The organism is Ramlibacter paludis (assembly GCF_022012305.1).
Lineage (GTDB): Bacteria > Pseudomonadota > Gammaproteobacteria > Burkholderiales > Burkholderiaceae_C > Ramlibacter > Ramlibacter paludis.
This window is the reverse complement of sequence record NZ_JAKLTM010000005.1, coordinates 1-20,458: the sequence shown is the minus strand read 5'-3', so window position 1 is coordinate 20,458 and position 20,458 is coordinate 1. Positions and strand designations below refer to the sequence as shown.

The following is a 20,458-nucleotide window of genomic DNA, read 5'->3' as shown; positions in this document are numbered from 1 at the left end:
GCCACGGTTGGAGGGGCAGGGGGCGTAGACGCCTTTCCAGCTCGACCGTTGAATGGAGGTCCCAAGAGGAGAACTCCATGAAGAACGTCGTTGTTTCCGTCCTGCTCGCCACCGCAGCCTTCGCCGCCCTGGCCGACAACCCCCACGGCCTGCCGCCCGGCATCGCCAAGAAGCTGCATGCCTGCGAGGACTGCGGCACGGTGCAGACCGTGGTCAAGGAAAAGCGCAAGGGCGAAGGCGGCGCGGTCGGCATCATCGGCGGCGCCGCGGTCGGCGGCCTGCTCGGCAACCAGGTGGGCAAGGGCAACGGCAAGACGCTCGCCACGGTGGGCGGCGCGGTGGCCGGCGGTTTTGCCGGCAACGAAGTGCAGAAGCACGTCACCAGCAAGGAAGTCTGGGTCACCAAGGTCAAGCTGAAGGACGGCTCGGTCCGCAGCTTCGAGCAGGAAAAGCAGCCGGCCTGGAAGAGCGGCGAAGTCGTCAAGGTGCAGAAGAACACCCTGACCCCGGTCTAAGCATCAGCTTCGTCTGACGGCACGCATGGGGTTCGCGCCCCATGATGCGGGGCATGGCCTGGAAAGACCGTGTCCCGCATTGGCTGCTGCGCGCCGCCGAACCCGTCGCACCCATCCTGCGCGCCGTGCGCCTGTGGAACGGCGCCGGCGGCATGCGCATGAGCGCGGCCATGTCCTTCTACGGCATCCTGAGCCTGGCGCCGCTGCTGCTGGCCATCGTCGCCATCCTCGGCTGGTGGATCGACCGCGAGGTGCTGGAAAAAGGGTTGCTCGGGCAGCTCTCGATGGTCATCGGCGAGCGCGGCGCCGCGGTGCTGGCGCAAACCCTGCACAGCGCCAAGCAGCCGGCCCAGGGCATCACCGCCAGCCTGATCGGCTTCGTGGTGCTGCTGTTCGGCGCCACCGGCGTCTTCAACGAACTGCAGGCGGCCTTCGAGCAGGTGTGGGCCTATCCCAAGCCGCCGCGGCCCAAGGCCGGACTGCGCCATGCGGCGGCGCTGCGCCTGCGCGGCATCGGCTACATCCTGGTGTTGGGCTTCCTGCTGCTGGTGTCGCTGGTCATCTCCACCGTGCTCTCCCTGTTTTCGGGCTGGGCCAGCGGCGGCGTGCCGCTGGAGCTGGCGCTGCGAGTGCTCAATGAAGTGGTCGCCTTCGCTTTCTGCGCCGTGCTGTTCGCGGGCCTGATGCGCCTGTCCAGCGGGCCCAAGCCGCGCGCGCGCTACCTGCTGGCCGGCGCGTGCCTGGGCGCCATCTTCTTCACCCTGGGCCGGCAGGCGCTGGCCGCCTACCTCGCGGGCGCGGCGGTGGTGTCCGCGTACGGCGCCGCCGGCTCGCTGATCGTGCTGCTGATGTGGATCTACTTCTCGTCGGCCGTCCTGCTGTTCGGCGCCGCCTGCGCGCGGGCCTTGAACGAGCAGGCTTCAGCGCGGCAACAGGGCGCGGCGCTGGGCGAAGACGAGGGCGAGGGCGGCGACGATGCCGACGCCCAGCAGGACCAGCAGGCCCCAGCGGTAGCCCGCGTCGCGGGTCCACATCACGCCTAGCAGCACCGGGGCCACCGCGCGCGCCACGGCGGACGGCAAGCCCATCGCGCCATTGAGCGAAGCCACGTGTTCGCGGCTCACGTACTGGGCGATCGCGGTGCCTTTCACGATGGTCAGCATGCCGTTGCCGAGGCCATACAGCAGCACGAACAGCAGGCCGGCCAGCGGATGCGCGGCGCCCGCGATGAGCGCCGCGAGGGCCAGCGGGATCAGGAAGGGAATCAGCCGGTTGGCCAGGTGCAGGTCGAAGCGGTGCTCGAAGAAGAACAGCAGCAGCCGCCCCAGCACCTGGATCACGCCGATGCTGGCGGGAATGGCGATCACCCAGGCTTCGGAAAGCCCGGCTTCGCGCAGCAGGCTCACCAGGTGCGGCGGAATGGCGGCGGTGATGCCCATCATGCCGATCACGAAGAGCAGGATCAGCAGGAAGGGAGCGCTGCGCAGCAACTGCGAAGGCGAGTGCTCGCCGGACGCGGCGGTGGAGGCCGCGCGCGCCGGCGGGGCGCCGCGCAGGCAGATGGCGTGCAGCGGCACGCACACCAGCAGGTGGATCGCCGCCAGCACCAGCAGCGCGTTGCGCCAGCCCAGGTGCGCGATCAGCCAGGCCGACACCGGAATGAACACGCTGCTGGCCAGCCCGCCGAGGAAGGTGAGCGTGATGATGGCGCGCCGGAAGTCCTGCGGGAAGCGGCGTGTCACCACCGCGAAGACCGGCGTGTAGAGCGTGGCCGAGAGGCCCGCGCCCAGCACCAGCCAGGCCAGGTAGAAGCCCGCGGCGCCATCGACGAAGGCGTGCAGCACCAGGCCCGCCGCGATCACCAGCGAACCGCCGGTCATCACGGCGCGTTCGTGGCCGCGGTCGATCCAGCGCCCGACCGGGAAGGCAAACACGCCTTCGGCGAACAAGGCCAGGCTGAAGGCCAGCGAGGACTGCGCGCGGCCGAGTCCCAGCTCCTTTTCCACCGGCGCCAGCAGCAGCGCGAACGTGTAGAAGACGCTGCCCCACGTGATCAGCTGCGCGAGCGACAGCCAGCCGACGAGGCGTCGGTCGTGGCCCGCGCTCATCCCATGGAACGCGCGATGGCGATCAGTTTCGGGCTCAGGCGCAGGCCCTGCCTGGCCGCCGCTTCGAGCGAGACGCCGAAGCGCACCCGGCCTTCGTCGAGGTAGAAGCTCAGCACGCTGCCGCGCGGGTGCGCGCCATCGGAGTCGGCGACGGTCAAGGTTCCTTCGGGCACGGTGGCAATCAGGTCGGTGATCCGGGCCGGCGAGCCGGCCTTGAGGTAGAGGATGTGGAAGCCGGTCAAAGCATCGCCGGCGGCCAGGCGCGTCACCACGACCGGATGGCCGTCGCGGTCGCGGTCACGCGCCAGTTCGCCGAGGTCGCGGTAGACGAGATCATCGCCGAGGATACCGATGCGCAAGGGCGAATCCGGCCTGGCAAAGGCGCCGGGCGGAAATTCGACGAAGCTGGCGAACTTGTGCAGGAAGGCCGCCTTCACCAGCGTATCGCGCGAAGGCGGCGCCGCCTGGGCCCGCAGCACTCCCGGCGCCAGCCACCCAGCCGCCGCGGCCAGCAGCAGGCGGCGGGGCAGGCGAGGGGCGCGGGACTGCGGCATGGTCACAGGCGCCAGACCGCCTTCAGCACGAAGCTGCGCGGAATCTCCGCGCGGTTGCCGGCCGCGCCCCACTCGGGATGGCGCGGATCGGTGAGGTTGCGGCCCGCGAGCGAGAGTTCGAGGTCGGGCCGCACCCGCCAGGCCCAGCGCAGGTCCAGCGCGGTGTAGGCGGGCACGAGGGGATCGGGCAGCGCGCCGACGTGGCGCAGCTGCAGGTCCAGCTCCATGTTGTGCGCCAGGTCCCAGGCCAGACCCAGCTGGCCGCGATTGCGCGGATCGTTCCCCAGTTGCGCGGCGCTGGCCGGCGTGGCGCTGCTGCCTGCTTCCGCGTCCAGCCGCAGCCGCTGCCAGGTGTAGCCGGCGTTCAGGCGCCATTGCGGGGCGAGCCGCCAGTTGCCCCAGGCTTCGATGCCGCTCAGGCGGCCGTGGTAGTTGTTGCCGAACAGCACCGAGGTGGGCAGTTGGTCGACCGAGCGCAGGCGTTGGAAGCGGTGGTGGAACAGCGTGAACGTGTACGACAGCGTGCTGCGCGGCTGGCCGCGCCAGCCCAGCTCGAACACCTGCGCCACCTCGGAGGTGAACGCCGGGTTGGCTTGCAGCCGCCCGGGCACGCTCACGTCGCGATCCACCCGCGCCGGCGTGCGCACCGCGCGCGACGCGGACGCCCACAACAGGTGGTTGGCCAGCGGCTGCCAGGCCAGCCGCAGGTTGGGCAGCCACTCCAGCCCGGTGTACGAGTTGTGTTCGGCCTTCAGGCCGGCAGTGAGGCGCAATGCTGGGGCGAGGTGGATCTCGTCCTGCGCGAACACGTTCCACAGGTGCAGCCAGCGCTCGGTGGGCAGGACCAGCAGGGCCGCCGGCGCGATGTTGGTCAAGCGGTCGTGTTCCAGCCGGTAGCCGGCCCCCCACAGCAGCTCGTGCGCCTCACCGGGCCGGCTGGCCTGCTGCAGCTCCACGTCCCAGGTGTCCAGCGTGTCGTCGATGCTGCCCGGCTGGCGGCGCGACGCGCGATCGAACCAGGCCTGCAGCTGGGTGCGCCGGCCGGCGCCGTGCTCGCGCGACCAGCGTCCCAGCAGGTTGGCGCCGGAGATGCTGCGCGTGCCCGCCGCCTGGTCGAATTCGCCGCGGTAAACGTCGCCCTGCAGCGTGAGCTGGTCGCGCTCGCGCGCCTGGTCGAGGCGGAAACCGGCCTGGATGCGTTCGCCGGCATCGTTGGTGCTGCCGCCGGACTCCAGCGTGGTGGCGCCGGTGGTGTAGCGCTTGGCATAGGCGCGCCACGGCGTGCCGGTGGAGCTGCCGCCTCCGCCGCGCGCGGCCAGCACGCTTTCCTGGTTGCCGCCGCCGGCCTTCAGCAGCCCGCCGGTGGTCTCGGCCGCGTTGCGGGTGATGATGTTGACCACGCCATTGACCGCGTTGGAGCCGTAGAGCGTGCCGCCGGCGCCGCTCAGGACCTCGATGCGTTCGATGTCCTCCAGCACGAGGTCCTGCGCTTCCCAGAACACGCCGGAGAACAGCGGCGAATAGACCGTGCGGCCGTCGACCAGCACCAGGATCTTGTTGGCCAGCACGCTGTTGAAGCCGCGCGCGGTGATGGCGTACTGGTTGGCGTCGGCGCGCGCCACCTGCAGGTTGGGCGCCAGGCGCAGCAGCTCGGGCAGCACGAGCGCGCCCGAGCGGCGGATGTCTTCCTGCGTGATCACGGAGACCGAGCCGGCCACGTCGGCCAGGCGCTGCACCCGCTTGCCCACCGAGGTGACCTGGATGCTGGCGAGCTGCTCGAGGTCGAGGTCGGCCAGGCTGGCCGGCACCGTCTGCGCCTGCGCCTGCGCCGCGCCCGCCGCCAGCAGCCCGGCCAGCCACCAGGCGCGGAATTTCGGTGGGGCCTGCTTCATCGTGGGTGACGGGATGGCGGAGGAAGCGCGATTATTGATGACCCTGCCGCCGGGGTCATGTTGCGCTGCGAGCGCCATGGGACCTTGGTCCCATGTGTTGCTGCCGCACCCCTGACCAAGGTCCAATGTCCCGGTTGAGGTTACAGGCCTATTTTCGTGGCTCCAACGATTTGGACGCAGGAGAACACGAATGCAAACAGGAACCTCGACGAAGGCCGCGAAATCGCTCGCGGCGGCCCTGGTCGCGCTGGCGGCAAGCGCGGCGGGCGCGCAGACCTCGGGCAATGCCCAGGCCCTGCTCGACAACCGCTTCGTCTTCAGTGCCGGCGCCTTCCTGCTGGGCACCGACGTCAACGCCGCCCTGAACGGGTCGTCCACGCGCAACCCGGACGTCGACTTCGACGAGACCTTCGGCAAGGCTTCCGATTCCACCCGTGCGCGCATCGACGCCCTGTGGCGGATCAATCCCAAGCACCATCTGCGCTTCCTGTACTTCAACGACAGGAACACGCGCAGCCGCACGCTGGACCGCACCATCAACTGGGGCGACGCCACCTACAACGTGGGCAGCAACGTCGAGTCCGAGATGAAGATGGAGGTCATCGAGCTGGCCTACGAATACGCCTTCTGGCGCGCGCCCACCTACGAGATCGCCGGCACCGTCGGCATCCACTACACCGACCTGTCGCTGCGCCTGTCCGGCACGGCCACCGTCAACGGTGTGGTGCGTCCCTTCGAGACGCGCACCAGCTCGCTGCCCGCGCCGCTGCCGGTGATCGGCGTGCGCGGCGGCTGGGTGGTCGCGCCCAACTGGTACCTCGACGCGTCGGCGCAGATGTTCAAGATCAGCATCGACGGCTACGACGGCCACTGGACCGACCTGCGCGCGGGCGCCACCTGGATGTTCTCGCGCAACTTCGGTGTCGGGCTGGGCTACAGCCACTTCAACGCCCGGGTCGACGTCGACCGCTCCAACTACAACGGCCGGTTGAAGCTCGGTTACGGCGGCCTGCAGGCTTTCCTGACGGGCACCTTCTAGACGGCCTGCAAGGCGCGGCGGTACTGCGCCGCTTCGGCCACGTGCGACGCCGCCACCGCGTTCGCACCCGCCAGGTCGGCGATGGTGCGGGCCAGCTTCAGCGTGCGGTGCGTGGCGCGCGCGCTCCATCCCAGCCGCGCGGCGGCATTGCGCAGGAAGCTGCCGGCCTCGCCCGCCAGCCGCGCATGCTGGTCGATCTCGCGGCCTTGCAGCGCGTGGTTGTCCTTGCCTTGCCGCGCCAATGCGCGCTCGCGCGCCGCCTGGCAGCGCGCCTGCACCGTGGAGGTGCCTTCACCGGCAGGTGCTTCCAGCAGCTCGGCCGGACTCAGCGCCGGCACTTCCACATGCAGGTCGATGCGGTCCAGCAGCGGCCCGCTCAACTTCCCTTGGTAGCGCGCCACCTGGTCCGGCGTGCAGCGGCAGGGGCGGCCTGATCCCAGCCAGCCGCAAGGGCAGGGGTTCATCGCCGCCACCAGCTGGAAGCGGGCCGGGAATTCCGAGCGGCTCGCGGCGCGGGAGATGGTGATGCGCCCCGTCTCCAGTGGTTCGCGCAGCGCCTCCAGCGCCGCCCGCGGAAATTCCGGCAGCTCGTCGAGGAACAGCACGCCGTGGTGCGCCAGCGAGATCTCGCCCGGCCGAGGCGGCGAGCCGCCGCCGACCAGCGCCACCGCGCTCGACGAGTGGTGCGGCGTGCGCGTCGGCCGCAAGCTCCATTGCGGCAAGGTGAAGCGCCCCGCCAGGCTGGCGACCGCCGCACTCTCCAGGGCTTCGGGAATGCTCATGGGCGGCAGCAGCCCGGCGAAGCGCTGCGCCAGCATCGATTTGCCGGCGCCTGGCGGGCCCACCAACAGAATCGAGTGACCGCCGGCCGCCGCGATCTCCAGCGCCCTGCGCGCGCCGGCCTGCCCCTTCACGTCGGCGAGGTCGGGGTAGTGCGCGCTGGCCACCGGTGCGCTGCAGGCCAGGCGCACCCAGCCCTGCGGGTCGATGTCGCAGGTGTTGGGCTGCGGCTGGAAGCGCGCCACCACGTCCAGCAGGTGCCGCGCGCGGATCACGTGCGACCCCGGCACCAGCGCCGCCTCCTCGGCGCTGGCCGGCGGCAGGACCAGCCGCGCCGGATTGCTCTTGCCATGCAGCGCCAGGCTGGTCGCCAGCGCGCCGCGCACCGGGCGCAATTCGCCCGACAGCGAGAGCTCGCCGGCGAATTCATGCCCGGCCAGCTGCGTGCCGTCGATCTGGCCACTGGCCGCCAGCACGCCCAGCGCGATCGGCAGGTCGAAGCGGCCGCTGTCCTTCGGCAGGTCGGCCGGCGCCAGGTTGACGGTGATGCGGCGGTTGGACGGGAATTCCAGCCCCGAGGTCAGGATGGCCGAGCGGACCCTTTCCCTTGCTTCCTTCACCTCGGTATCGGCCAGCCCGACCAGCAGGAAATTGGGCAAGCCGTTGGACAGGTGCACCTCCACGGTGACCGCCGCCGCTTCCAGCCCCAGCAAGGCGCGGCTCTGCACCAAAGAAAGCCTCACCGGGCATTTCCTCCCTATTCAGGTGCATGGCCGGCGTTTGCCGGGCACGCCCGCGCTCAACGGAAAGCAGGTGCGGCCCGCCGACCTTCCATTGGGTAGGCGGGGCATGGCACGCCTCCTGCTATCAGTTGCGTCGATATCCCACAAACGAACGGAGAAACCTGGAAATGAAACTCAAGCAAGCCGTCCTCGCCGCTGCCTCCCTGCTTGCCTCCGGCGTCGTGCTGGCGCAAGCCGCCGCGACGGCCCCGGAGCCTGACTACACGGCCTCCGTGAACGTCGGTGTCGTGAGCGACTACCGCTACCGCGGCATCTCGCAGTCGCGCCTGAAGCCCGCCCTGCAGGCCGGCGCCGACTTCGCCCACAAGAGCGGCTTCTATATCGGCACCTGGGGCTCCAGCATCAAGTGGATCGAAGATGCGGGTGGCGACGCGAACATGGAAGTCGACCTGTACGGCGGCTACAAGTTCAATGCCGGCCCGGTGGCGGTGGACGTCGGCGCGCTGCGCTACTTCTACCCGTCCTCCAGCCTGCCGGTGAATCCCGACACCACCGAGCTGTACGTCGCCGGCACCTACGGCCCGGCCACGCTGAAGTACTCGCACGCGGTCACCAACCTGTTCGGCTTTGCCGACAGCAAGAACAGCTACTACATCGACCTGAACGCCACGTTCGACACCGGCTTCTGGGGCCTGACCTTCGTGCCGCACATCGGCTACCAGCGCGTGTCGCACAACTCCAGCTTCTCGTACACCGACTGGTCGCTGGGCCTGGGCAAGGACTTCGGCAACGGCCTGTCCGCTTCGCTCGCCTACGTGGACACCAACGCCAACGGCTACCTGTCGCCGAGCGGCAAGGACCTGGGCAAGGCGACCGCGGTGCTGGGCCTGAAGTACACGTATTCGTTCTGAGGCAGTCCGCAAGAGGAGCTAGAGCATGAAACTCGTCACCGCCATCATCAAACCCTTCAAGCTCGACGAAGTGCGCGAGGCCCTCTCGGGCATCGGCGTGCAGGGCATCACCGTCACCGAGGTCAAGGGCTTCGGCCGCCAGAAGGGCCATACCGAGCTGTACCGCGGCGCGGAATACGTCGTCGACTTCCTGCCCAAGGTGAAGATCGAGGCGGCGGTGGCCGACGACCTCGTGGAACGCGTCATCGAAGCGGTGGAAGGCGCCGCCCGCACCGGCAAGATCGGCGACGGAAAGATCTTCGTGTACGACCTGGAGCAAGTCGTGCGCATCCGAACCGGCGAGACCGGCAAGGAAGCCCTCTAAACCATCACACAGAGAGTCTGACATGAGGAAATTTCTCGCTTCCCTGGGCCTGGCCCTGGGCCTCGCGATCGGCGGCACGGCCGCCCTCGCACAGGCGCCCGCGGCACCGGCGTCCGCGCCGGCAGCCACCACCACCGAAGCCGCACCCGCGGCTGCTGCGCCTGCCGCTGCCGCCGCTGCGGCCCCGGCTGCAGCCGCCGCTGCTTCCGCGCCTGCCGCGGCCGCCGCGCCGGCGCCCGTGCCGAACAAGGGCGACACCGCCTGGATGACGGTCGCCACCCTGCTGGTGCTGATGATGATCGTGCCGGGCCTGGCCCTGTTCTACGGCGGCCTGGTGCGCAGCAAGAACATGCTGTCCGTGCTGATGCAGGTGATGGTCGTGGCCTGCATGATCTTCGTGCTGTGGGCCATCTACGGCTACAGCGTGGCGTTCACCGGCGGCAACCCGTTCATCGGTGGCTTCAGCAAGCTGTTCCTGTCCGGCATCACGCCCGACTCGGTGGCCGCGACCTTCAGCAAGGGTGTCGTGATTCCCGAGCTGAGCTTCGTCGCCTTCCAAGGCACGTTCGCCGCCATCACCTGCGCGCTGATCGTCGGCGCCTTCGCCGAGCGCATCAAGTTCGCCGCCGTGCTGCTGTTCTGCGCGCTGTGGTTCACGTTCGCCTACCTGCCGATGGCCCACATGGTCTGGTACTGGGACGGCCCGGACGCGATCACGGACGCCAAGACGCTCGACACCGTCACGGCCGCGGCCGGCTGGCTGTGGGCCAAGGGCGCGCTGGACTTCGCGGGCGGCACCGTGGTGCACATCAACGCCGGTGTCGCCGGCCTGGTGGGCGCCTACCTGGTGGGCAAGCGCATCGGCTACGGCAAGGAATCCCTCACGCCGCACAGCCTGACCCTGACCATGGTCGGCGCCGCGCTGCTGTGGGTGGGCTGGTTCGGCTTCAACGCCGGCTCCAACCTGGAAGCCAACGGCGTCACCGCCCTGGCCTTCGCCAACACGCTGTTCGCCACCGCCGCCGCAACGCTGGCCTGGTGCGCCGGGGAAGCGCTGTCCAAGGGCAAGGCTTCCATGCTGGGCGCCGCGTCCGGCGCCGTCGCCGGCCTGGTGGCCATCACCCCCGCCTGCGGCTTCGTCGGCGTGATGGGCTCCATCGTCATCGGCCTGCTGGCCGGCCTGGTCTGCCTGTGGGGCGTCAACGGCCTCAAGCGCCTGCTGGGCGCCGACGACGCGCTCGACGTGTTCGGCGTGCACGGCGTGGGCGGCATCCTGGGTGCGCTGCTGACCGGCGTGTTCGCTTCACCCTCGCTGGGCGGCACGGGCATCTACGACTACGTGGCCAACAAGGTGAACCCCGAGTACTCGATCGGCGGCCAGGTCTGGATCCAGTTCCAGGGCGTGCTGACCACGCTGGTGTGGTCCGGCGTCGTGGCCTTCATCTGCTACAAGATCGTCGACGTCCTGATCGGCCTGCGCGTCTCCGAAGAGGAAGAGCGCGAGGGCCTGGACATCAGCAGCCACGGCGAAACTGCCTACAACCGCTGAACGAAGCAACGCCTGCCGTGGGGCACGCCACGGCAGGCGCGAGAGCAAGGTCTCCTTTGGATGTTGGGCCCGCTTTGGCGGGCCCCTTTTTCTTTTGGGCGGGCACAATGGCCGCACAAGAAGCCAGGAGACGCCATGATCGAACTGAAGGCGGGACGCTTGCGCTGCGAGCTGGCGCCGGAGCTCGGCGGCAGCATCGCCGGACTGTGGCTCGACACGCTGCCCGTGCTGCGCTCCACGCCGGCCGCGCAGCTCACCGGCGCGCGCCAGTCGGCCTGCTATCCACTGGTGCCCTTCTCCAACCGCATCGGCCAGGCCACGCTGGTCTGGCAAGGCACGCAGCATCCGCTGATCCGCAACAACGGCGACGAGCCGCATGCGATTCACGGCGTGGGCTGGCAGCGGCCCTGGACCGTCCTCGATTCGGACGAAGCCTCCGTGATGCTCGCGTACGAGCACGCAGCCGACGCGTCCTGGCCCTTTGCCTTCGACTGCTCGCACACCTTGCGCCTGCGGCCCGACGCGCTCGAACTGACGCTGGCCCTGACCAACCAGGCGCAGCAGCCCGCCCCCGCGGGCCTCGGCTGGCATCCTTGGTTTCCCAAGCGGCCCGCGAGCCGCATCGCGTTTCGCGCCGGCGGCCGCTGGGAGATGGGCGCCGACCGCCTGCCCACCGTGCGGCGCATCTCCGGCGGCCTCGAGGCCGATTGCGCGGTGCTCGACGTCGACCATTGCTACGACGCCTGGAACGGCCAGGCGCAGCTGCGTGACGAGGAGCTGTCCATCAAGCTCAGCTCCAGCCTCGCGCGGCTGGTCGTCTTCACCCAACCCGCGCGCGACAGCATCGCCATCGAGCCGGTCAGCCACGTCAACAACGCCGTGCATCTCTATGCCACCGGCGCGACCGCCGGCGAACTGGGCCTGCAAGTGCTGCAGCCGGGCGAAAGCACGATGGCGCAGATGACCATCGGCGTGGAGCGCGCCTGATGCAGTGGGACGTGGCGGTCGCAGCGCCCGATGCGCTCGGCGAGTCGCCGTTCTGGCATCCGCAGGAAGAGCGGCTCTACTGGGTGGACATCAGCAGCAGGCGCGTGCGGCGCCTGCATCCCGCCAGCGGCGTGCTGCAAGCGTGGGACCTGCCGCAGGAGCCCGGTTGCATCGCACCGGCGGCCCAGGGTGGCCTGGTGCTGGGGCTGCGTGACGGCATCTACCGCGCGCGCAGCTGGGGCGGCCCGCTCGAGCCGCTGGCGCGCTTCGGCCACGCGGAGCACTCGCGCTTCAACGACGGCAAGGCCGATCCGCTCGGGCGGTTCTGGGCCGGCACGATCTACGAGCCGAAGGATGCGCGCAAGGCCGATCTCTACTGCCTGGATGCGCGCCAAGGTGCGCCGGTGGTGCAGCTGAAGGCGGGCAATGTCACCACCGCCAACGGGCTGGCCTTCTCGCCGGCCCGCGATCGCCTGTACTGGACCGACACGCCCAGCCACGCGATCGGCGTGTGGGACTGGGACGCGGAATCCAACGCGCTGCGCCACCATCGCGTCTTCCACCAGTTTCCGTTCAAGCCGGCTGGCTGGAAGCCCGGCGATCCGGGTTACGGCGGGCGGCCCGACGGTGCGGCCGTCGACGCCGAAGGCCATTACTGGTGCGCGATGTACGAGGGCGGACGGCTGCTGCGGCTGGCGCCCGACGGCCGTATCGCCGCCGAATTCGAGGTGCCTGTTCGCTGTCCCACCATGCCGTGCTTCGGCGGCGCCGATGGCCGCACGCTTTACCTCACCAGCGCCCGCCATGGCCGGCCCGAGGAGGAGCTGCGCCAATTCCCCGCGTCCGGCTGCGTGCTGGCGGCGCGGGTGGATGTGCCAGGGCTGCCCACCAATTTCTTCATCGACTGAACGCAAAAAATATCAGTGCTGTCGTTCCGGCCCGGAACGACAGGCCCGCTTAACATCGCCCGCATGGATCCCGCCCTCGCCCGCCTGGTCGACCGCGTACGTGCCGCCTCTGCGGCAGGCACGCCGCTGGCCATTCGCGGCGGCGGCACCAAGGACTTTTACGGCAAGCCCGCCGGCGGCGAGCCGCTCGCCACCGGCGAACTGCGCGGCATCGTCAGCTACGAGCCCAGCGAGCTGGTGGTGACCGTGCGCGCCGGGACGCCGCTGGCGGAACTCGAGGAGCTGCTGGCCGAACGGGGCCAGTGCCTGCCCTTCGAGCCGCCCCACTTCGGGCCGGGCGCGACGGTCGGCGGCATGGTGGCGTCGGGCCTGTCGGGCCCCGCGCGCGCCAGCGTCGGCTCGGTCCGTGATTACGTTCTGGGCCTGCAGCTGGTGAACGGCCGCGCGGAGCAGCTGGTGTTCGGCGGCCAGGTGATGAAGAACGTCGCCGGCTACGACGTGTCGCGGCTGATGGTCGGCGCGCTGGGCACGCTGGGGCTGATCACCGAGGTGAGCCTCAAGGTGCTGCCCCGGGCGCCGGCCGAAGCGACGCTCCGGTTCGCCATGCCGCAGGACCTGGCCTTGCGCCAGTTGAACGCATGGGGCGGACAGCCCCTGCCGCTCAACGCGAGCCTGTGGCTGCCTGATGGCGGCGGCACGCTGTTCCTGCGCCTGCGCGGCGCCGTGGCGGCAGTGGATGCCGCCTGCCGCAGCCTGGGTGGGGAACGCACGACGGACTTCGACTGGGACGCCTGCCGCGAGCAGCGCCTGCCCTGGTTCGAAGGCGCCCGCGATCTATGGCGGCTGTCGGTGCCGCAGACCGCGCCCGTGCTGGACTTGCCGCAACCGCCGCTGGTCGAATGGCATGGCGCGCAGCGCTGGGTACGCGCCCCGGCCAGTGAAGGTGCCGCCTTGCGCGCCTTGGCCGCGAAGGCCGGTGGCCATGCCACGCTGTTTCGGGCCGCGGATGCGGCCAGCACCGGCCGGCAAGCCCCGCTGGCGCCGGCGCTGCTGGCGATCCAGCGCGAACTGAAACGCCAGTTCGATCCCGCCGGCATCTTCAACCGCGGCCGGCTCTTTCCCGAGGCCTGATGCAGACCCACCTCTCCCCCGAGTTCCAGGGCACCGCCGAAGGGGCCGAAGCCGAGGCCATCCTGCGCAAGTGCGTGCACTGCGGCTTCTGCACCGCCACCTGCCCCACTTACCAGGTGCTGGGCGACGAGCTCGATGGGCCGCGCGGGCGCATCTACCTGATCAAGCAGGTGCTGGAGGGCGAAGAGCCCACGCGCAAGACGCAGCTGCACCTCGATCGCTGCCTGACCTGCCGCAACTGCGAGAGCACCTGCCCGAGCGGCGTTGCCTACGGCAACCTGGTCGACATCGGCCGCGCCATCGTCGAGCGCAAGGTGCCGCGCGGCGCCGGCGCGAAGGCGCTGCGCTGGAGCCTGAAGGAGGGCCTGACGTCGCGCGCCTTCGGACCCGCGATGCAGGTCGGCAAGGCCGTGCGCGGCTTGCTTCCGGCGGCGCTGCGCGAGAAGGTCCCGCCGCGCCAGGACGCGGGCCGCTGGCCGACGCGTACGCATGCACGAAAGGTGCTGCTGCTGGCCGGTTGCGTGCAGCCGGCGATGTTGCCGAACATCAACTCCGCCACCGCGCGCGTGCTCGATGCCGCGGGCATCCAGTCGGTGATCGCGCCGGCGGCGGGGTGCTGCGGCGCGGTCAAGTTCCACCTGAACGACCAGGACGGCGGCCGCGCGCAGATGCGCGCGAACATCGACGCCTGGTGGCCTTACGTGGAAAGCGGCGAGGTCGAGGCGATCGTGATGAACGCGTCGGGCTGCGGCGTGACGGTGCGCGAGTACGGGCACCTGCTGCAGCACGACACCGCCTACGCCGACAAGGCGCGCCGCATCGGTGAGTTGACCCGCGACCTGAGCGAGCTGCTGCCGCAGATCGTTCCCGCGTTGCAGGGCAGGGTGAAGCCGGACGAAGGCCTGTTGGCTTTCCATCCGCCTTGCACGCTGCAGCACGGGCAGAAGCTGCGCGGCGGGGTCGAGCAGTTCATGAACCAGCTGGGCTTCCAGGTGCGCGTGGCACTGAACGAATCGCACCTGTGCTGCGGATCGGCGGGAACCTATTCGGTGCTGCAACCGGAAATCGCGCATGCCTTGCGCGACCGCAAGCTGGGGCACCTGGGGGCGCTCGAGCCGGTGGCGATCATTTCGGCGAACATCGGCTGCATCCAGCATTTGCAGAGCGGGACGGGGACGCCGGTGAAGCATTGGGTCGAGATTCTCGACGCGGCCTTGGCCTGACCCCCTGGGCGGGGCCGCGTAGCCCTCGGGCGCGCGCTCCTAGGCGGCCAGGGCCTTCTCGATGTCCTTGGCGAGCGAAGCGGGCGCGTCCTGCGGTGCGTAGCGCTTGATCACCGCGCCGTCCTTGCCGACCAGGAACTTGGTGAAGTTCCACTTGATGCCCTTGGTGCCCAGCAGCCCGGGGGCCTCGGCGGTCAGCCATTTGTAGAGCGGATGCGCTTCGGCGCCGTTGACGTCGATCTTCGACATCATCGGGAAGGACACGCCGTAGTTCCTGGTGCAGAACGCGCCGATTTCCTCGTTGCTGCCCGGGTCCTGCGCGCCGAACTGGTTGCAGGGAAAGCCCAGCACCTGCAGGCCCTGCGCGGCATAGCGCTGGTGCAGTTCCTCCAGCCCGCCGAACTGCGGGGTGAAGCCGCAGGCGCTGGCGGTGTTGACGATCAGCAGGACCTGGCCGCGGTAGTCGGCCAGCGGCGCGCGGCTGCCGTCGATGCGCTGCGCCTCGAAGTCGTAAACGGTGCTCATGGAATCATTGTGCCCCGGCCACCGCCGCCGTGCGCGCCGGCCAGGCCGACCACGCGGCGGCCGCGAGGATCAGCCCGCCGCCCAGCAAGACACGCGGCGTGAGCTCCCCCGCACCCAGCGCCACGGACGACAGGCTGGCAAACACCACTTCCGACAGCATCACCAGCGCCGTCGTGTGGGCCGCGAGCCGCGAGGCCCCGTACTGCAAGGCCAGGTTGCCGACCAGGAAGAACATGGCCAGCCCGAAGGCCAGGGCGACTCCCGCCGGCGGCAAGGACGGCCAGCCGGGCACCGTCCCCTGCGCGACGCCGAAGGCCGCCACGCTCCCTGCCAGCACCGCGCCGCCGCCGAACATCGCCAGCACGCGCGACTCGGCGGGCGTCGCATGCAATCGGCGCAGCAGCACGTTGTTGAGGGCGAAGCAGAAGCCGCCCACCAGCGCCAGCGCATCGGGCAGGCTGCGCGGCCAGGGCAGGCCGGCGCCCGGTTCGTGCATCACGGTGGCGACGCCCGCCAGCGCCAGCGCCAGCCGGGCGAACGCCGCGGGCACGGGCCGCTCGCCCAGCACCAGCCACGCCAGCAGCACCGACCAGGCCGGCATCAGGTAGAACAGCAGCACCACCCGCACCACGTCGCCGACGGTCACGGCCCAATTGAAACCGACGTTGGTCAGTCCCGAGGCGAAGAACAATCCCCACAGCAGCGGCTGGCGCGCGAAGCCGGCCAGCGCCCGCGGACGCGCCGCGGCGGCGCAGGCGAAGGCGACGAGATAGATCGCGCAGGTGGCCCACAGCGGGTGCAGCCCTTGCGCCTGCAGCGCCCGGAAGGGCCACCAGGACACGCCCCAGACGAAGGCGTTGACCAGCAGCGCCAGCACCGGCGCCGCCTTGCCGGCCCGGTCAACCATGCATGTTGTCGTGCCGCGCGATTTCCAGCAGGTGGTCGACTTCGTCCTTGTGCACGATGCAGTTGCGGGCGTGCCATCGCTGGATCAGCCACATCACCCCGGCCACCACGATGCCGAAGGCGGTGATCGCACCGAAGGCCGACAGACCCATGCCCGCCGACAGGCTGTAGAACGCGCCCAGGCCCAGGATGCAGGCCTGCTCGTTGAAGTTCTGCACGGCGATCGAGCGGCCGGCGCCCATCAGGTTGTGGCCGCGGTGCTGCAGCAGTGCGTTCATCGGCACCACCAGGTAGCCGCCCAGCGCCCCCAGCAGGATCAGGAAGGGCGCCGCCACCCAGGCGCTGTGGATGAAGTTCATCGCGATGACCAGCAGGCCCATGGCGATGCCCAGCGGCATGACGCTGGTGGCCTTGTCGAGGCGCATGCGCATCGAGGCGGCGATCGCGCCCACCGCGGTGCCCAGTGCCACCACACCAGAAAGCGACGAGGCCTGCGTGGTGCTGTAACCCAGCGCCGCCGCGCTCCAGGCCAGGATGATGTAGCGCAGGTTGCCGCTCACGCCCCAGAAGAGGGTGGTGGTGGCCAGCGAGATCTGCCCCAGCTTGTCGCGCCACAGGCGGGCGTTGCAGCTCCAGAAATCGGGCACCAGTTCCAGCAGGTTCTTGGGCAGGCGCCGCATCTCGACGCCGGTGTCGGGGATGCGGGTGTTGAACCAGGCGGCGATCGCGTAGATGAAGATCAGGATCGCGATGGCCGCTTCGGGCGCGGTGTCGATGCCGGTGTCGATGATGGGGAAGTCCAGCGACAGCATGCGGCTGGAAATCACGTGGCCCACCAGCTGGCCGCCCAGCAGGATGCCCAGGATGATCGAGGCGATGGTCAGGCCTTCGATCCAGCCGTTGGCCTTGACCAGCTGCGAAGGGGGCAGCAGCTCGGTGAGGATGCCGTACTTGGCCGGCGAATAAGCCGCGGCGCCGAGGCCGACGATGGCGTACGAGAGCAGCGGATGCGATCCGAACAGCATCATCAGGCAGCCTATGACCTTGATGAAGTTGCTGACGAACATGACCTTGCCCTTGGGCATGGCGTCCGCGTAGGCACCCACGAAGGGGGCCAGCACCACATAGAAGAGGGCGAACATCGGCACCAGTGCCGCCGCCTGCCAGGTGGGGGCCCGGGATGACTTCAATAATTCAACGGCGGCGATGAACAGCGCATTGTCGGCAAGCGACGAAAAGAACTGCGCCGCCATGATGGTGTAGAAACCGCGCTTCATCCGGGTGCGTAGGGGCGCAGGATCAGCTTGGCTGATCCCGTCAAATTTCTGCTGTCTCCAAGCGACACGGGGTTATATCACGGTAGGTAATGACAAAATCCTCTTCATGCCCCGCCCCATCCAGGCCACCATCCATGTAGAAGCCCTGCGCCACAACCTGGCGCGCATGCGTTCCGCCACCCCGGACGCCAAGGTCTGGGCCGTGGTCAAGGCCAATGCCTACGGGCACGGCATCGAGCGGGCCTACGACGGCCTGCGGGGCGCCGACGGCTTTGCCCTGCTGGATCTGGGCGAGGCGGAGCGGGTGCGCTCCCTGGGCTGGCGCGGGCCCATCCTGCTGCTGGAAGGCGTTTTCGAGCCGCGCGACCTGGAACTGTGTTCGCGCCTGGGCCTGTGGCACACCATCCACTGCGACGAGCAGATCGAGATGCTGGCGGCGCACAAGACGCAGGTGCCGCACCGGGTTTTCCTGAAGATGAATTCGGGCATGAACCGGCTCGGGTTCGCCCCGGCCCGCTACCGCGCGGCCTGGACCCGGCTCGACGCCTTGCCGCAGGTCGAGGAAATCTCGCTGATGACGCACTTCAGCGATGCCGACGGCGAGCGGGGGATAGACCACCAGCTGTCCGTGTTCCTGGACACGACGCGTGACCTGCCCGGTGAACGCTCGCTGGCCAACAGCGCGGCGTCGCTGCGCCATGCGGCCGACCCGCAGGTGCGCGGCGACTGGATCCGGCCCGGCATCGCGGTTTACGGCAGCGCCCCGGACTATCCGGAGCACGACGTCGGCCACTGGGGCATCCGGCCGGCGATGACCCTGGGCAGCAAGCTGCTGGCGGTGCAGTACCTGCAGCCGGGCGACACCGTGGGCTACGGCTCCAGCTTCACCGCCGGCGAGCCGCTGCGCATCGGCGTGGTGGCCTGCGGGTACGCCGACGGCTATCCGCGCCATTGCAGCACCGGCACGCCGGTGCTGGTGGAAGGCGTGCGCACCCGGCTGGTTGGCCGCGTCAGCATGGACATGCTGGCCGTGGACCTGACGCCGGTGCCGCATGCGGACTTCGGCAGCGAGGTCACCTTGTGGGGCACGGCGTCCAACGGCGCGCTGCTGGCCATCGACGAAGTGGCCAAGAGCGCGGGGACGCTGGGCTACGAGTTGATGTGCGCGCTGGCGCCGCGGGTGCCGGTGGTGGTGGCGTAACGTACAGCCGGGGTTGCCACCCCGGCCTACGAGGACGGCCACTTCCCCGTAGGCCGGGGTGGCAACCCCGGCTTCCCCTGCTGGTATAAACCGCCCCAAACACGAGTAGGGCGGTCCATGACACCCAGGGAGCGGCGCAGCGCGCTGGTCATCTTTGCCTTGTTGCTCCCCAGCCTGCTGGCCTTGTGGTGGGCCACGCAGCTGGCCAGCACCTTGCCCCGGCCGGGCGCCTTGCGCGCCTCCACCGCCGGCGGCCAACCGTTCATCGGTTTCTTCTTCAACGACGCGCTGCACCTGCTGGACGCGAGCGGCAACACCGTCACCCGCCAGCCCCTGGCCGACCTGGCGCTGACCGAGGAGCCGACCGACTTCGACCTCACCACCGACGCCTCCGGCCGCGTGCAGGCCTGGCTGTTCGAGGACACCACGCCGCGCGTCGTCCGCTGCGACGTCCAGGCCCTGCCCTTGCGCCTCGCGGGTTGCGTGCAGGCGATGGCCGGGCCGCAGCTGAAGGTGCAGCGGCTGGCGGGCGCGGTGCACATCGCCGTCGATGCGGCGCGCGACCGCATCTACGTGGCCGACGCCAAGGGCAGCGGCCTGCGGGTGCTGGACCTGCGCGGGCGGCCCGTGAGCAGCACGCCCGAGGGCCTGTTGTACTTCCCGAACCGGTTGCGGCTGGACGGCGAGCGACTGGTCGTGGCCGACAACGACCACCACCGCTTCGTCTGGCTGGACGTGGCCGGGCCGCTGCCCGGCTTCGAGGTCCGGGAGCAGTTGCGCATCCCGCGCAAGGCGGCCGACTTCGCCCTGCGGGAGGACGGCAACGGGCTCTGGGCCCTGGCGGTGGGGCAAGGCCAGAAGCACGGATGGGTGTTGGCCTATGGCAAGGACCAGCGGATCGCCGCCGTGGGCGACCTGGGCGGGCACTCGGATCCACTGGTGATCGAGCGCTTTGTCGGCGCGCTCGTGGTGGCCGATTTCGACGGGCTGGCGCTGTACCGCATAGGCCCCGATGGCCGTCACTTGGGCGCCTTCGGCAGCGGCGGCATCGCGCAGGAGCTGGCGGCGGCGGCTCGCCAGAAGCAGGCGGCGCGGCACTGGAAGACGGGCGCCTGGGCAGGCCTGGTGCTGACCCTGCTGGTGGGCAGCGTGCTGGCGTGGCGTTTCAGCGAGCGGCCGGCGCGGGCGCAGGGCACGCAAGCCGAAGGCAGCGCAGTGACGACCGGGTCGTTCGAACTGCTTCCCGGCAAATGGTTCGTGCGGCGTATCCTGCTGGCGCAGTCCATCGTGCTGCTGTCCCTGTTTGCCACTGTCGCCGTCGGCATCGTCCCCCGGTGGGGCCAGACTCCGATCATGTTCCGCTGGTGTATGGTGGCGCTGTCGCTTCTTGCGCTGGCCGTCAGCCTGGCGGGATCCTGGACCACCTGGCGCTTCGGCCAGCAGAGCGTCCGACTCGCCAGCGGCCGGATTTCCCTTTGGCGGCAGGGCAGGCAGCGCGCGCAGGCCGATGTCGGCACGCTGCTGGCGTCGCCGTGCCTCCTGCTGGTGGGGACGGAGCTGGTGCAGTACCGCAGTGGGGGCTTCGCGCGCAAGCCGGGACGCTGGATCTTCGACGAAGAGGTCTTGTCGCGCGAACTGCTGGCGCATCTGCAGCCTGGCCAGCGCGTGACCCTGGCGGAACTCGGGCGCGAGCGCATGCGCCGCTTGCCGCACTGGCGGTGGGCGGCGCTGGTGCTGCCGATGGTGGCGGCGCTGGCCTATGGCCTGTGGGTGGCGCTGAGGTGAAGCGTCGCAAGCCGGGGTTGCCACCCCGGCCTACGGTGGGGGCCGCGGTTCGGCTTCGCG

General features: G+C 70.0%; 18 protein-coding genes and 1 pseudogene. 12 read left to right on the top strand and 7 right to left on the bottom strand.

The genetic code is table 11. From position 1 onward, the window contains the following. Positions 1–77: 77 nt before the first annotated feature. Entirely contained in the window at positions 78–515 is a 438-nt protein-coding gene (locus tag LZ009_RS17070) for a glycine zipper 2TM domain-containing protein (protein ID WP_275699167.1), read from the top strand. 53 nt (positions 516–568) lie between these two features. Then, positions 569–1,558: a YihY/virulence factor BrkB family protein gene (locus LZ009_RS17065; protein ID WP_275699166.1), complete on the top strand. Its 990-nt coding sequence runs from the start codon at positions 569–571 to the stop codon at positions 1,556–1,558. Between the two features lie 282 nt (positions 1,559–1,840). Here LZ009_RS17065 and LZ009_RS17060 read toward each other — a convergent pair. From LZ009_RS17060 to LZ009_RS17050, 3 genes and pseudogenes are all read right to left on the bottom strand, one after another. Beyond that, positions 1,841–2,623: pseudogene (locus LZ009_RS17060) on the bottom strand (MFS transporter); the annotation flags it as partial. Beyond that, entirely contained in the window at positions 2,620–3,177 is a 558-nt protein-coding gene (locus LZ009_RS17055; RefSeq protein ID WP_275699165.1) for a TOL_0243 family YfiR-like periplasmic protein, read from the bottom strand. The gene LZ009_RS17055 and the pseudogene LZ009_RS17060, both read right to left, overlap by 4 nt. A 2-nt stretch (positions 3,178–3,179) precedes the next feature. After that, positions 3,180–5,069 carry a TOL_0244 family TonB-dependent receptor gene (locus tag LZ009_RS17050; protein WP_275699164.1) on the bottom strand — a complete coding sequence of 630 codons (1,890 nt, stop codon included), beginning with the start codon at positions 5,067–5,069 and terminating at the stop codon, positions 3,180–3,182. A gap of 190 nt (positions 5,070–5,259) precedes the next feature. Here LZ009_RS17050 and LZ009_RS17045 point away from each other — a divergent pair, with 190 nt between their 5' ends. Beyond that, positions 5,260–6,108 carry a hypothetical protein gene (locus LZ009_RS17045; protein ID WP_275699163.1) on the top strand — a complete coding sequence of 283 codons (849 nt, stop codon included), beginning with the start codon at positions 5,260–5,262 and terminating at the stop codon, positions 6,106–6,108. On the opposite strand, the gene LZ009_RS17040 is transcribed toward LZ009_RS17045, so the two are convergent. Then, a complete protein-coding gene (locus tag LZ009_RS17040) occupies positions 6,105–7,631 on the bottom strand; it encodes a YifB family Mg chelatase-like AAA ATPase (protein ID WP_275699162.1) in 1,527 nt (508 codons plus the stop codon). The two genes, LZ009_RS17045 and LZ009_RS17040, sit on opposite strands and share 4 nt — an antisense overlap. Before the next feature lie 167 nt (positions 7,632–7,798). Here LZ009_RS17040 and LZ009_RS17035 point away from each other — a divergent pair, with 167 nt between their 5' ends. The 7 genes from LZ009_RS17035 (at position 7,799) to glcF (ending at position 14,704) form a co-directional block, all read left to right on the top strand. Continuing rightward, positions 7,799–8,542, top strand: coding sequence for a TorF family putative porin (locus LZ009_RS17035; protein WP_275699161.1), 744 nt, complete (start codon positions 7,799–7,801; stop codon positions 8,540–8,542). Between the two features lie 25 nt (positions 8,543–8,567). Beyond that, a complete protein-coding gene (gene glnK / locus LZ009_RS17030; RefSeq protein ID WP_187080279.1) occupies positions 8,568–8,906 on the top strand; it encodes a P-II family nitrogen regulator in 339 nt (112 codons plus the stop codon). A gap of 22 nt (positions 8,907–8,928) precedes the next feature. After that, positions 8,929–10,455, top strand: a complete 1,527-nt coding sequence (locus LZ009_RS17025; protein WP_275699160.1) for an ammonium transporter — start codon at positions 8,929–8,931, stop codon at positions 10,453–10,455. 135 nt (positions 10,456–10,590) lie between these two features. After that, entirely contained in the window at positions 10,591–11,442 is an 852-nt protein-coding gene (locus tag LZ009_RS17020; RefSeq protein ID WP_275699159.1) for an aldose 1-epimerase, read from the top strand. Continuing rightward, positions 11,442–12,350, top strand: coding sequence for an SMP-30/gluconolactonase/LRE family protein (locus LZ009_RS17015; RefSeq protein WP_275699158.1), 909 nt, complete (start codon positions 11,442–11,444; stop codon positions 12,348–12,350). The genes LZ009_RS17020 and LZ009_RS17015 overlap by 1 nt, the downstream gene beginning before the upstream one ends. A 63-nt stretch (positions 12,351–12,413) precedes the next feature. Beyond that, positions 12,414–13,481 carry a glycolate oxidase subunit GlcE gene (gene glcE, locus LZ009_RS17010; protein ID WP_275699157.1) on the top strand — a complete coding sequence of 356 codons (1,068 nt, stop codon included), beginning with the start codon at positions 12,414–12,416 and terminating at the stop codon, positions 13,479–13,481. Next, positions 13,481–14,704 (top strand): glycolate oxidase subunit GlcF, encoded by a 1,224-nt coding sequence (gene glcF / locus LZ009_RS17005; protein ID WP_275699156.1) that lies wholly within the window; start codon positions 13,481–13,483, stop codon positions 14,702–14,704. The genes glcE and glcF overlap by 1 nt, the downstream gene beginning before the upstream one ends. A 39-nt stretch (positions 14,705–14,743) precedes the next feature. Here the strand turns inward: glcF and LZ009_RS17000 are convergent, their stop codons facing one another. The 3 genes from LZ009_RS17000 to lplT are packed head-to-tail and all read right to left on the bottom strand — an operon-like array spanning position 14,744 to position 17,412. Continuing rightward, entirely contained in the window at positions 14,744–15,229 is a 486-nt protein-coding gene (locus tag LZ009_RS17000; RefSeq protein WP_275699155.1) for a glutathione peroxidase, read from the bottom strand. Positions 15,230–15,233: 4 nt separating this feature from the next. Then, positions 15,234–16,136, bottom strand: coding sequence for a DMT family transporter (locus tag LZ009_RS16995; RefSeq protein ID WP_275699154.1), 903 nt, complete (start codon positions 16,134–16,136; stop codon positions 15,234–15,236). Next, positions 16,129–17,412 carry a lysophospholipid transporter LplT gene (gene lplT, locus LZ009_RS16990; RefSeq protein WP_275699153.1) on the bottom strand — a complete coding sequence of 428 codons (1,284 nt, stop codon included), beginning with the start codon at positions 17,410–17,412 and terminating at the stop codon, positions 16,129–16,131. The genes LZ009_RS16995 and lplT overlap by 8 nt, the downstream gene beginning before the upstream one ends. 106 nt (positions 17,413–17,518) lie before the next feature. Between lplT and alr the strand changes: the two genes are divergently transcribed. Both alr and LZ009_RS16980 read left to right on the top strand, forming a co-directional pair. Then, complete coding sequence (gene alr, locus LZ009_RS16985; protein WP_275699152.1) at positions 17,519–18,613, top strand: alanine racemase; 1,095 nt, start codon at positions 17,519–17,521, stop codon at positions 18,611–18,613. Positions 18,614–18,730: 117 nt separating this feature from the next. Further along, positions 18,731–20,398, top strand: a complete 1,668-nt coding sequence (locus tag LZ009_RS16980) for an NHL repeat-containing protein (RefSeq protein WP_275699151.1) — start codon at positions 18,731–18,733, stop codon at positions 20,396–20,398. Positions 20,399–20,458: the final 60 nt, after the last annotated feature.

Coding starts and splice junctions, on each gene's coding strand:
- LZ009_RS17050 (WP_275699164.1), bottom strand. CDS start 5,069: ATGAAGCAGGCCCCACCGAAATTCCGCGCCTGGTGGCTGGCCGGGCTG.
- LZ009_RS17025 (WP_275699160.1), top strand. CDS start 8,929: ATGAGGAAATTTCTCGCTTCCCTGGGCCTGGCCCTGGGCCTCGCGATC.
- LZ009_RS17055 (WP_275699165.1), bottom strand. CDS start 3,177: ATGCCGCAGTCCCGCGCCCCTCGCCTGCCCCGCCGCCTGCTGCTGGCC.
- LZ009_RS17070 (WP_275699167.1), top strand. CDS start 78: ATGAAGAACGTCGTTGTTTCCGTCCTGCTCGCCACCGCAGCCTTCGCC.
- lplT (WP_275699153.1), bottom strand. CDS start 17,412: ATGAAGCGCGGTTTCTACACCATCATGGCGGCGCAGTTCTTTTCGTCG.
- glcF (WP_275699156.1), top strand. CDS start 13,481: ATGCAGACCCACCTCTCCCCCGAGTTCCAGGGCACCGCCGAAGGGGCC.
- alr (WP_275699152.1), top strand. CDS start 17,519: ATGCCCCGCCCCATCCAGGCCACCATCCATGTAGAAGCCCTGCGCCAC.
- LZ009_RS16980 (WP_275699151.1), top strand. CDS start 18,731: ATGACACCCAGGGAGCGGCGCAGCGCGCTGGTCATCTTTGCCTTGTTG.
- LZ009_RS17000 (WP_275699155.1), bottom strand. CDS start 15,229: ATGAGCACCGTTTACGACTTCGAGGCGCAGCGCATCGACGGCAGCCGC.
- LZ009_RS16995 (WP_275699154.1), bottom strand. CDS start 16,136: ATGGTTGACCGGGCCGGCAAGGCGGCGCCGGTGCTGGCGCTGCTGGTC.
- LZ009_RS17065 (WP_275699166.1), top strand. CDS start 569: ATGGCCTGGAAAGACCGTGTCCCGCATTGGCTGCTGCGCGCCGCCGAA.
- LZ009_RS17035 (WP_275699161.1), top strand. CDS start 7,799: ATGAAACTCAAGCAAGCCGTCCTCGCCGCTGCCTCCCTGCTTGCCTCC.
- LZ009_RS17020 (WP_275699159.1), top strand. CDS start 10,591: ATGATCGAACTGAAGGCGGGACGCTTGCGCTGCGAGCTGGCGCCGGAG.
- LZ009_RS17015 (WP_275699158.1), top strand. CDS start 11,442: ATGCAGTGGGACGTGGCGGTCGCAGCGCCCGATGCGCTCGGCGAGTCG.
- LZ009_RS17045 (WP_275699163.1), top strand. CDS start 5,260: ATGCAAACAGGAACCTCGACGAAGGCCGCGAAATCGCTCGCGGCGGCC.
- glnK (WP_187080279.1), top strand. CDS start 8,568: ATGAAACTCGTCACCGCCATCATCAAACCCTTCAAGCTCGACGAAGTG.
- glcE (WP_275699157.1), top strand. CDS start 12,414: ATGGATCCCGCCCTCGCCCGCCTGGTCGACCGCGTACGTGCCGCCTCT.